The organism is Spiroplasma corruscae (assembly GCF_002237575.1).
GTDB lineage: Bacteria > Bacillota_I > Bacilli_A > Mycoplasmatales > Mycoplasmataceae > Spiroplasma_A > Spiroplasma_A corruscae.
Map to the genome: position 1 here is coordinate 913,860 of NZ_CP022535.1, position 12,650 is coordinate 926,509.

At 26.1% G+C, this 12,650-nt stretch carries 8 protein-coding genes; all 8 read right to left on the reverse strand.

Annotated elements, in window-relative coordinates; translation table 4 throughout:
- On the reverse strand, nucleotides 1–936 hold the full coding sequence (locus SCORR_RS04015; protein ID WP_094049385.1) for a DHH family phosphoesterase: 936 nt from the start codon (nucleotides 934–936) through the stop codon (nucleotides 1–3).
- A 6-nt stretch (nucleotides 937–942) separates the two neighbouring features.
- Nucleotides 943–2,760 (reverse strand): extracellular solute-binding protein, encoded by a 1,818-nt coding sequence (locus tag SCORR_RS04020; protein ID WP_094049387.1) that lies wholly within the window; start codon nucleotides 2,758–2,760, stop codon nucleotides 943–945.
- Between the two features lie 269 nt (nucleotides 2,761–3,029).
- Nucleotides 3,030–4,619, reverse strand: a complete 1,590-nt coding sequence (locus SCORR_RS04025) for a glycoside hydrolase family 32 protein (RefSeq protein WP_094049389.1) — start codon at nucleotides 4,617–4,619, stop codon at nucleotides 3,030–3,032.
- Between the two features lie 8 nt (nucleotides 4,620–4,627).
- A complete protein-coding gene (locus SCORR_RS04030; RefSeq protein ID WP_094049391.1) occupies nucleotides 4,628–6,295 on the reverse strand; it encodes a glycoside hydrolase family 32 protein in 1,668 nt (555 codons plus the stop codon).
- A 159-nt stretch (nucleotides 6,296–6,454) separates the two neighbouring features.
- Nucleotides 6,455–8,293, reverse strand: a complete 1,839-nt coding sequence (locus SCORR_RS04035) for a hypothetical protein (RefSeq protein ID WP_094049393.1) — start codon at nucleotides 8,291–8,293, stop codon at nucleotides 6,455–6,457.
- A gap of 84 nt (nucleotides 8,294–8,377) precedes the next feature.
- The gene (locus SCORR_RS04040) at nucleotides 8,378–10,447 is read right to left on the reverse strand and encodes a hypothetical protein (protein WP_094049395.1); all 2,070 of its coding nucleotides are present in this window, start codon (nucleotides 10,445–10,447) and stop codon (nucleotides 8,378–8,380) included.
- A gap of 76 nt (nucleotides 10,448–10,523) precedes the next feature.
- Entirely contained in the window at nucleotides 10,524–11,885 is a 1,362-nt protein-coding gene (locus SCORR_RS04045) for a Sapep family Mn(2+)-dependent dipeptidase (protein WP_094049397.1), read from the reverse strand.
- Between the two features lie 86 nt (nucleotides 11,886–11,971).
- Nucleotides 11,972–12,613: a ribonuclease H1 domain-containing protein gene (locus SCORR_RS04050; protein ID WP_094049399.1), complete on the reverse strand. Its 642-nt coding sequence runs from the start codon at nucleotides 12,611–12,613 to the stop codon at nucleotides 11,972–11,974.
- Nucleotides 12,614–12,650 lie beyond the last annotated feature (37 nt).

The following is a 12,650-nucleotide window of genomic DNA, read 5'->3' on the forward strand; positions in this document are numbered from 1 at the left end:
TTATTCTCCTAAAAGTTTATCTGCATCTTCAATAATATCTTGAACTATTTTTAAATTTTGTGCTATTGCTCCTGCGGCTTGTGCATGACCACCACCACCATATTTAACAGCTAATTGATTTACTATTGTTCCAGAACTTCTAAACTCAACACGGTATTGTTTATCACTTCTTTCACTAAAAGTAATTCACATTTTAATTTCTTTAAACCCTGCTAATGTATTAGCATACTTGTTCATCATTTCAGCTGATAAACCGTGTTTATTCATTTCACTTATTGGTACTATTATTGTTGCTAAACCATTTTTTGTTAACTTAAAGTTACTATAAATATAATTAATGAATGTTAACTCACTTAATTTTTTAGTATTTAAATTTTTGTACATTTCTTCCAAATCAAAACCTGTACTTAATAGTCGACTAGCTACATCAAATGTTCTTGGCGTAACACCTCTGTACATGAATCTCCCAGAATCAGTGACTATTCCATTAAAAATCGCTCTTGCTGCCATTGTAGGTATTCTTCACTTTAATTGCATAGCCATGTAACCTACCATTTCACTTGCAGAAGTATATGATGTATCAACTCACATTATTTCACCATAAGGTGTTACATTTGGATGATGGTCTATTTTTATTATTTTTTTTGCTAAGCTAAATCTTTGATCATCAATTCTTTCTACATTCCCACAATCTGTTACTATAACCAATGCATCTTTAAAAACTTCGTCTTCAACTTTATCAAAAGAACCAATATAATTTAAATATTCCATCGATTCTCCAATTGCGTAACACTTTTTATCCTTAAAATTTTCTTCAATTAAACCTTTTAGTCCTAATTGACTACCATAAGCATCTCCATCGGGATTTATATGTCTTTGGATTATAATTGTATTAAATTCTTTTATTTGCTTTTCGATATCTTTAAGTATTTCCATATATGATTAATCTTCTTTTCTATCAAGTAATTTTACTTGTGATAACACGCTAGGTAATTGCATTCTTTCTGTTACTTTACCATTTGGATCATAATCGGTTATAACTGATTTGAATGCATAATTAGCTCTCGTTTTTAAGTTAGTTGAGTCATTTCCTCAAAAATTATCAGTCAAACTATTATTTTTTCAGAAAATATCTTTACCTTTATCATCCATCATTTGATTTTGTATTACACTAGTTAAAACATTACTTCTTACACCATTACCTATTGGTGAACCTTCTACTGTAAAAAAGTAATTGTTTGAGCCATCATTAATCATATCAATATATTGTTTTAACATTGGATTTGATCTGTTTGTTTTATTGCCATCATCATTTAGAGGTTGTTCTTCACCTTTAATTCATTTTAAATAATTAGAATCCTCTAAATAATTCTCTTCATTTGATGGTAAATAACCAGTAAATATACCGAAGTATGCTTGTTTTTCAGGAGACATTAAGTACTCTAAAAACTTATTTGCAACTTCTTGTTTTTCATTTGAAGAAGACTTAAAACCTGCAATTCCAGGACCTTGTTGAATTGTATATGATTGACCATTTTCAGTTGGCGTTCCCATAACAAGAACATCTTTAAAATCAACTTTTAATTCATCTACAACATTGTTAGATGATTTATAATAAAATGATCCAGCTGTTGAACCTGATGCTAAAAGCATTGTTCCAGCAGCAAAATAATCTGATGAGTATTTTTTCTTTCCTGTTAATGAAGGAACATATAATAATTCAGTATCTTTCGAATCTGTTGTTGAGCCTCTTAGTGAATCATCATTTTTATCTTGTTCGTCTTTTAGTTGTTGTAAAAATTTCATTTCTCCTTCAAGACCTTTTAGACCTCGACTTTTATTAACATAGAAATTATTGTCATAGTAGTTATATAAAAAATCTTGATTGTCTGAAAGTGTTTTAATTGAGTCTGTTTTAATACTTTCTGCATATTCTGAATATATCTTATTAGCAAGTGAATCAATTCCTAATCCATATATTTTAGAACCATCTTTTAAAATATCAGTATTTACTAAATGATAAGTGTGATCTAACTTATACATATATCCTGAGATTTTTGCTAAATTCTCATTTTTAAGTAAAATCGCTTTTATATCATTAGCTTCATCTGCTTTTGCAATACTTTCAAAAATTTTACTTAAATCATCTCCGATATTTAGATTATTTGTTGAAATTTCAGAAATATCTTTATATAAATCAGATGGATCTATATTTTCTCAAAATTTTCCGCTTAAAGTGTTATTATTTACTGCTAATATTGTAATTTCTTTTAACAATCTTAGATTTACTGCTGAGAAATCAAATGATTTTGACATTGGTAGAACTAATTGTCTTTGTTCATTTCCAACTGTTAATTTACCTTCGCTCATAAAAGAGTTAAGTTTAGGTTTAAATGTGCTAGGAACAATACTCCCCATATCTAATACTTCCTCAGGTGCGCTTGCTAGGTATTTTAAAACATTATCGGTATATGTTACATATAAATCAGGTAAAGCTTCCCCTGATGCAAGTGCACTTGATATTGCACCTGCAGTTGGTGTTTCAAATGTAACTTTTATTAATGAATCCTTATTAGCTTCATTAAAATCATCAACTATTTTTTTATATTGTTTTTGAATATTTGCATTAGTACCTGCAGATGCGTCAAACATAAAAACAACATCTCTTACATCGTTTATAGAATTATTACATGATACTACATAAGAAGTAGCGCTTGCACTAATTCCTATAATTGTTAAGATACTTACTAGTTTTTTCATTTATATAGTTTCTCCATATTTCTTAAAGATATACTTGAAAATAATCAAACGTACTGTGTAATAACTTTTAAGGAACTTTAATTATAACTTATAGAAAAGACATAGGTGTCTTGTAGAAACGTTAACCCATTATGTTAACTTATACAAGTTTGCTTACTTTCAAGTTTATTTTATATCACTCTCATATATATTTAATTTTTTTTTTAAAATAATTAATTAAAATAAAAAAAGAGCTTATAATGCTCTTATAATATCTATACTTATTTTATTTAAGCTACTTGGTAATACTTGTATGTTGCCTTTATATTTTCTAATGTTAAATATACATCTTCTTTTGTCTTATTATCAGCAAACTTTAGCATTGTAAATGTTGAACCGTCAGGGAATTTAAACTCAGCGCTTGTTCTATCGACGTATAAAGCAATATTTGCTTCATCTTTTATAGAACTTAAACTCGCTTTAAAAACTCTTGTTTTCTCAAATTCTTCTTCTCCATAATATAAATTTCCATCCATAGTTCGTTTCACGCTGATAAGATTTTTTTCAAAATCAAGTTCTGCTTTTATACTATAACTATTATCACCTAACGATAAAGTAACTTTTTCTTTTGTGTTTGATAAATTACTTAGTGAGATATCTAATTTATAATATTTTCCAGACATTTTTGTGTCTTCAATAATTTTCGTATTTGAGACATAATTTCCTTCAATAGTATGGTATATACTATCAAATCCTAAATAATTTGATTGAAATTCATAATTTGGCACTTCTTTTGTACCTATATTTAATAATTTGATTTCTCTTGCTAGGGTCATATTCCCAATTCTACCATCATTAGGTATTGAAAAATTATAACTTCAATTACTTAATCAGGCAGACGATATTAGACTATCTAAATTAGTATTTGAACTACTTTTTGTCATAAACTTTGCAGCATAATAATCTGGACCAAAATCTAAACGCTTATATTTTTGGTTTTCATCTGGTGAAAATACATAGGTTTCACTATCAAGATCACCAGTTATATAGTAAGTTCCTGTTGATAAATCATCTTTATTATCACCTCAACCACCATTACCACCATAAATAGCAACCCACTTCTTTTTGTCAGTTTCGTTTGTTATGTTCATTTGGAATAAGTTTGGGCATTCTAACATTGGATGGTCCGCTTTAAAACTTCCAGTTTTTTTATAACCTTCAGTTGGATTGTCAGAAACATAAACTCCAAACTCATATTCTTCTGCAATATACATTATAAATTTATTATCTTTTTTAAAGAAATATGGGTCTCTAAAATTTTCGTTAGTATTTTTATGAGGATTTCATAATACAGGTTCTTCTTTAACAGGACTGAATGTATACCCACCATCAATTGAATAGAACATCATTATATTTTGACCAGCATCACTATACGAAGTTGTTATTGCAATAATAGCTTCTTCTCCATAACCAAATGAGTTGTCAACATCTTCAAAAAATGTTCCTGATGCTTGGTCTCCATACTTAGTTGTGTATTTAGGAACAGCTGGTCCTTCATAGTTTCAATGAATTCAATCAACTGTTGTAACATGATATCAAACAGATCCAAATTTTCCATGGTTTTCACCCGAGGCATCAAAAATACCGTCTGCATTTTGTAAAAAATATACATGTCATTTACCATTACGATAAAAACCACCTTGTATATCATTCATCATACCTGTAGTTGGATTTTGTACATGAAATCTATTAGAGAATCTTTGTTTATCAATTCCAGGCAATTCAAAATTTCTAAATTGACTGTTTCCACAAGAAACTATACTAGATGTCAAACTAGTGCTTAAAAATAAAGCTAACCCTAAATTCATTAATTTTTTCATTTTATTCCTTATTCTTTTTTAAATTGATAATATTTGTAGTCAAATTCAATATTTTTAGATAAGTTTAAAAGTAATTTTTCTGGTGAAACTCCGTCAGGAAATTTAACCATCGAGATTATTGACCCATCTGGAAGAACTGCTTCAATTGTTGATTTATCAACTATTAATGATAAACTTGAATCATTTTTGTCATTTAGATTTGTAACATAACTTCTATCTTGGATAAAACCTTTATTATTGACTAAAGTTACATCTTTTGTGTATCTTTTAGTTGATATTTTATTTTTTTCAAAATCTAGTTTTATTATATTTTTATATGTTTCATCACTAGACTCTAATTCAATAACAGCATTTGATTTTTTAGTATTTTTAAAGTTTAAGTCTAATTTATAACTTCCGCCTCTTATTTTTGAATTTATAATATTGTTTTGATTCCCAGATGCAGTTAATTCTTGATTGTCTAATCCGATGAAACTTTGACTCATACCATACTCGCCATCTTTGTTTTTTGTAAGTTTAATTTTTCTTGCAAGTGACATATTGCCTCAATAACCAGTGTTTGGAACCACCCTATTATAATCTCAACTACTCATTCAACCAGTACCTATTAAATGATCTCCAATTGGTAAGCTTTGATCTTGAGTATCTTCAAAAAACTTTGCAGCATAGAAATCTGCACCGAAATCTAATCTTTTAGGAGCTTGCTCTTCTTGAAAGACAAAATTATCATCTAAATGACCAACACTATAATATGTACCAGTACCTAAATTATCAATAAAATCAGGCTGACCATTGTCATTATTTCCATTTCCACCATAAATAACGACATACTTTTTTTCTTTTTCATTACCATTAACGTTTAATTCAAATATATTTGCACATTCTACCATTGCGTGTTTGGCTTTATATTCTCCTTTTTTTTCATAACCTTCAAGTGGGTTATCAGAGACATAAACTCCAAATCCATCAAGTTCGGACACATATAGAATAAATTTACCATTTTTTTTAAAGAAATGTGGGTCTCTAAAGTCTGGATAAGTACCCAATTCTTTTCCATTTTCAAGTATCGGATTACCTTTATTTAATTCTTTAAAATTATATCCAAAGTCATTATCATTACCATTTCCATCACCTGGTGTTGAGTAATAAGCCATTATATTTTGACCTTTTTCTCCTCCATATGCAGTTGAAATAGCTACTTTACCACCAGCTACTTTACCAAAATCTTTATCCTTATCAACATATAAAGTACCACCAGCTGCATCTCCTCAACCTTTTGAATTTCATTTATGTACTGCTATTCCCTTATATTCTCAATTAATGAAATCTTTGGTTTGCATATGGTATCATTCAGTACCGTTCTTACCTATTTGCTCGCCACTACTATCATATTCTGCTTCACTATTGTATAAATAGTATAAATGCCAATATGTACCATCAAAAAAAGCACCCTGCATATCATTTAACATACCTTTTTTATCTGGAGCATCTACATGAAAATAATTTTCATACTTATTTTCTTTACTAGGCGCATTTCAATTTTCCCCATCTATGATTGGTAATTGACTATTTACTTCAAAACTTTTATTTATTTCATCTTTATTACAAGATATAGACATTAAAGAAGAACTAGCACTAATGGATAGAACTCCTAATAAACTTAATAATTTTCTCATATTTTATTCCCTTTAAAATCTTTTACAAAAACATTATATAATAATATTTATAATTGTTCAATAATTATAATACATTAAGGGTACACAATTTATAAAATATGATTCGTTCTTAATTTACACTTAAATAAACGATAAATAACTATTAATTTGTTTAATATTTTATATATCAATTCTTCTAAACTTATAGTAAGCTATATACAATAATATAAAAGTAACTATTAAATATAAATATATAAATAGATCTGGTTTAATAAATTTATCATAATTATTTTTATATAAAAAGTCACTTGTATCAGTTTGTAATGTGTATTGAACATAAGGTAAAAATATATTATCCTGTGCGTCAAAAACAATGCTTGGAATATCATAATTGGTTAGTGAAAATCAAATATCATTTGCAGAATTACCTGAAAAATAAGTATAAGAACTTCACAAACTATAAAAAGGACTTATCATTGAAAACCAATTAAAAAAATTTCTTGAACTTATATATTTAGTATAGTTTTCATTATTTTTTAACAATTTTTTTTCTAATATATTTTTATAAGTATTTGTATCACTTAAAAAATATTTCTCTACTAATCTAGTTGCAAAGAAAACAGGATTTGAAAGAACTTCATTTATAAATTGTTTTAAACTTCCATCCTCTTCAGAATCATAAAATACTACATCATTAATCTTTGTACCGTTTGGATAAAAATTATAATTGTAAGTAGAGTTTCAATATTCTTCTTTAAGATTTATTTTATCACTATAACCTGATGAACTTTTAGGAACAATAAAACTATTGTTTAAATCGATTAAAGAAAAGTTTTGATATAGTAAATATAATGATTTTTGATAATTAACAATACTTGATATTATTTGATTTGAAAAATCATATATATCCTTGATAATAAGTGCTTTAGTATTATCCTTAGCATTGTTATATAAACTAAGTAACTCATTTTGGTTTATATATCTTTTATTTATAACTAATTGAATAGAGTATCTATTGATCGGTTCTGATGAGTTTGCATCAGACCTTCATGCGTATGGAATTTCACTATTATTAGTGTTTTTTAATTTTAGATTATTAAAAGCATAATTAAATTGCCCATAACTATTAGGATCATTCTTATCAACTATCACTCCAAGCTCTTCTCATAGATTTAACCTACTTGATTTAAGTGGATCAGTTGTAAAATCATCATCATATAATAAACCATTATTATTTAGGTAAAAGTTATTAATATAACTTGATAAATACTTATACTTAATATTTCCTTTATTAATACGATTTTGTAGATCAAATGCCTCATATACTTGTGGTACATTGTACTCTTGTCCACCATCAAACGACAAAGTCTTTACTTCTTCTGATGTTTTTAAATATCTCAGAGGTAGATTTGCAACAAATGTAAATGCTAGTAGCAATGTTAATATTGTCATTGCTGCCTGACTTTTTACTATAATAAATAAAAACACAACAAAATCACAAAGTATTGTTAATATAGTTGAAGCAAATCATATAAATGTAGAAGTTTTTTGTAAAATAATATTATCACTTAAATTATTATGATTTATTAATATATTAAACAAATTAAATATAATAAAGCTGAAAAGTACTTGAAATAAAATTAATATTAAATTCACAAAAAATATAGTTATAAAAAACTTTAATCTTGACATTGTATTAGAAACGATAATAAACAAGGTTTTATCTTCAGATTTTCTTATGAATAAATAATAACAAACTCTGATAACTTGTAAGAACATAATTACACCTATAAAAAATAATGTATAAAAATCGAATAGAATTGATATATCTGAATTAGATGTAAGAAATGAACTATACAATGCAAAAATAAAACTAAAAAAAAATGTACTAATATTAAAATAAATAAAGGTTTTATCAAAACAAAGATTTAAAAAAATAAATTTTATAAATCTTATAATTGAAATATTTCCTTTATTATTATTAACTACTTTCCATTTATTTTCAAAATTTTTTTTCATATGTTAATTATATCACATTTTATCTATCTTTTAATGATAGGTTTACTAAAACAATTTAATAAAAAAAAGATTAATTTTAATCTTTTAATAATAATATTGTCCAACGACATTTAATCTATAATAATATTTTGGAACATCTTCAGCTTTTTGGTTAGGATAAATGTTTTTATCAATTACATAACTTAAGTTTATAAAATTAAACTTAAGGTTTCCATAAAAATAATCTTCTCAATTAGTAAATGGACTCGGATACTTTAAATAAAATCCTCTGTAAGAATAATCTTTTGGAGCATATTCTAAATTCATATAATTAAATCCCTGAAAATCTCACTCATAGTTCTCTTGAGCACCTGCAGTTTTCATATAATTTAAATATTCAACTTGACTATCATTTCTTAAAGACAGGTTGTTTAGCATTTTTTTAGCATTCACAGCAGCAGAATTATCACGAACATTTAGATCAAATGTATCTCATAAATTTTTATTTATGCTAAGACCTTTTTTTGTTGAGTCACCAGAGAAAGTTGTTAAAGAAAGACCTTTTGTACCAAAGTTTGGTTGTTTACCTATACCTTGTGCTCTCTCATTAATTGTATCTTCTTTAAAATCAAAAATAGCTTTCATTGCTTTAACACCATCTCTAGAATTGTAATAAACATAAGCAAATAAATTACTTTTATCAAAAAAATCCTGACTTAAAGTTTCTTTAGCCAAATTACTAAATGAACTTTCACTTTTTTCAGTAACTTTAAAACTTGTTAGAACATCAAACTGAGGTAATTGTTGAGAAAAATCACTATTTAGAGTTATTGTTAAATTTTTTATATTCAAAAAACCTAATTTTATATTATTATAAAGGTTTGAATTATTTTGAAGGTCTTTTAATTCAAAACCTCCATCTTTTAAATTACTTATTGTTTCAACTTCTTTATCATATAAATATTTTAGGTTAGAAGTTATTGAATCTTTAGAAATATCATATATATATTTATTAATTGTTGACCCACTAACATCACCAATAGTCCCAGTATCTTGTTCTAATATATTATTTTCTCTAAAGAAATAATCATATAGTTCTTGAGAAGAAAAGTTCTTTCCTTCTATTTTTTTGTTATCATCAGATTTTCAAACTACAGGGTTCTTATCTTTTGTACCCATTGATTCTAAATAAGCTTTTTCAGAACCTAATTTATTAACACTATAGTAATTATTAAATAATCCTTCATCAATATTTTTTAATTCAACTTTAAAAGTTTTGTTATCCATATAATCATTTATACCATTTATAATTAATCCTATAGCTGAGTTTTTATTAATATAATTCTTTAACAAACCACTATATGTAGACTCATCTATATATCCAGTATATCTTCTTGAGTCATTATCAAATAATTTTGCAGAACTTATTGCAAATGCATCTTTAAAATTTGATGTATCTAATAAACTATCATACTTTAATGACTTAGATAATTTTTCAACATAGGAACCTAAATCAGCGTTAGTAGTTAATCCGTATAAAAATCTTTGATTAAATGAAAGTTTATTTTTTTTGTTTGTTGAGTCTTTGTAATATAAATCAAAATTGTAATCAAATAGAACATTTGCAGCTTTTATTTCACCTGATGTGAATGCAATTGCCACAGAATTATAATTTATATTTAGAGTAAATAAATCTGTATCATTACCTGTCAAACTATATACTTTATAGACTTCTTTTTTATAAACTTTCATTACATCTTCAGTTATTTTACTAAAATTTATTAACTTACGTACGTCTTCAATTAATTGTACTTTTTCAACGTCTGATAAAACTACTGTATCAGTTAATGATTTTCCATCATAATTTTTTAATTTATCATACTTTAAAAACTCATTACTTAATGTTGATTGTAGATTATCATTTAATTTATCTAACTGATATAAGTTATTTACAGCTAATTGAAGGTTTTTATTAATTGCATCGTTTACTTCTTCTTTTAATAAATCAAGTAATACAGTACTAGCACCATTATTCCCAGAGTTATTATCACTTCCATTACCATCTACATTACCATTATTCGCACTATTTACATTATCATTTGAACCACATGAAACCAATGTTGAAGAGAATGCTAATGGAGTTATAGAAAACAAAATTTTTAATATTTTTTTCATTTTTTCTCCTAAATCTTTTTTTTTTTTTTTTTATATTATACTTTATATTATAATACAAAAATAATATTCTTAAATGTTAAATTATTTTATCATATATTGTTAGTTTGATGATTGACATAGTATATATTTCAATCATTTTTTTAAGTTCTTCAATTTTTACAAATTCGTTATAAGCGTGCATTGTTGATTCTTCTATATTAAATTCAGCTCCGAAAGCAATTATATTAGGCATTGACTTTGCAAAAGTTCCACCACCAATAGCAATTGGCTCAGATTTTAAATCTCCTGTAACTTGTTGATAAACAGACATTATTTTTTTTACAACCTCACTATCTTTTTCAAAATAAATGCTATTTTCAACTGAACTAACAATTAATTCCATATCAAATTTTTTAATAAAGTTATTTAACTTGTCATTTACATCTCTTCTAGGATCATATGTACAAGGTATTCTAATGTTTAAAGTAAATCTATAATCATCATTAGTAACTTTAATAATTCCATTACAAGTTGTTATTACACCTGTTTCATCAACGATATTGCCAAAAACTTTTAGCATACTGAAATCTAAATGAACATATTCACTAACAAATTGAACCAATGGATGCACTATACCAACTTCATTCATTGCTTTTAGCAGTCAAGTAGAAGCTGCGACACCTTTTTCTGGTAAACTACCGTGTGAAGCAATACCCTTAACAAATAATTTATTATCATCAATGTAAGTTGATATACTGTTTTTATCTAAGAAACATTTAATTTCATGTATCTTATCACCTTTATATGAAACTAAATCATTAACAGCATTATATACTTCTCCACCTTCTATTTCAAAATTACATTTATAATTACCTATTAAATCTACGTCGCTAATTCACTTTTCTGCATATACAACTGGAAAGTGTCCATCAGGTACATAACCAAAATCACACAATCTTTCCTTTCCAACATATGATTCCATACATTCTCAAGTTGTTTCTTCTGAAGTACCAAATATAAGCCTTATTGTATAATCGGGTTGAAAATTATTATCTATAAGATATTTGAGTGAAAATATATTCATCATTGTTGGCCCTTTATCATCAAAAGTTCCACGGCCATACAATTTACCATCTTTAATAATCGGTTCAAATGGAGGATTATTTCATTCAGACAAGTTTCCAGGTGGTACTACATCTAAATGACAAATAATTCCAAATAATTTATCACCATTACCATAATCAGCATAACCATATTTATAATCATTAGCAATAAATGTTTTCATACCAAAACTCTTACATAGTTTTATACAATGATCTAATACATTTCTTATATCTTGATCAACAGGAGATCCCTTTAATATATTTTTCCTATACGATGGCATTGCTACAATTTTTTTTGTTTCTTCAATTGCTGCATCAAAATATTCAGTTAATAATAATTCCTTATTAATCTCCATACGTACCTCCACGTATATTATAACTTATAATAATACTCTTTAATTAAAATGTCTTCTAATTAATTTTTATATAACGTTTATAATTCTTAGTTAACTAAAACTTTTGATACATAATTTAAAGAATATGCTTCATTTGCTAACTCATCTGCTAAATCATTCATTTCATCATTACTATGACCTTTAACTCATTTAAAATTTATCTTCATTGACTTCTGACTATCTCTCATAAAATTATAATAAGCTTTAGTTTCTTTATTCTTGGCTTTTCAATTACCATTTACTCAATAATGGATACCTTCATAATCATGCACTATTAAGATACTTTTCAATTTATTTTCTAAAGCAAATTTTATGGCTTTGATAGCACCCATAATTTCACCTGATACATTTCGATACTTTAATCAACTAGCATCATTAAATTTTTCCTTAAATTTAAGTAATTTATTATCATATTGGATTACAACACCATACGTAAAAAACTTCTCTTTCTCCTTATAACTACCATCAATATAAGCGATTGCATCATATTCAATATTAGACTTCATTTCATTATAATCATCAGACATACTTAAATTATATTCTAATCATTTTAACGCTTCTTTATTGTCATCAAACTTTTTATATACTGACCCTTTATAACCTTCAATTTGAAGTTTACAATCAATTCAAGAATCAAAAACTCCTATTTTATAACCTTTTGCAACTGCATAATAGAATTTTTTTTTCATAGGAGTTCTCCTCTATTCTATTTATAGTATATAAAAA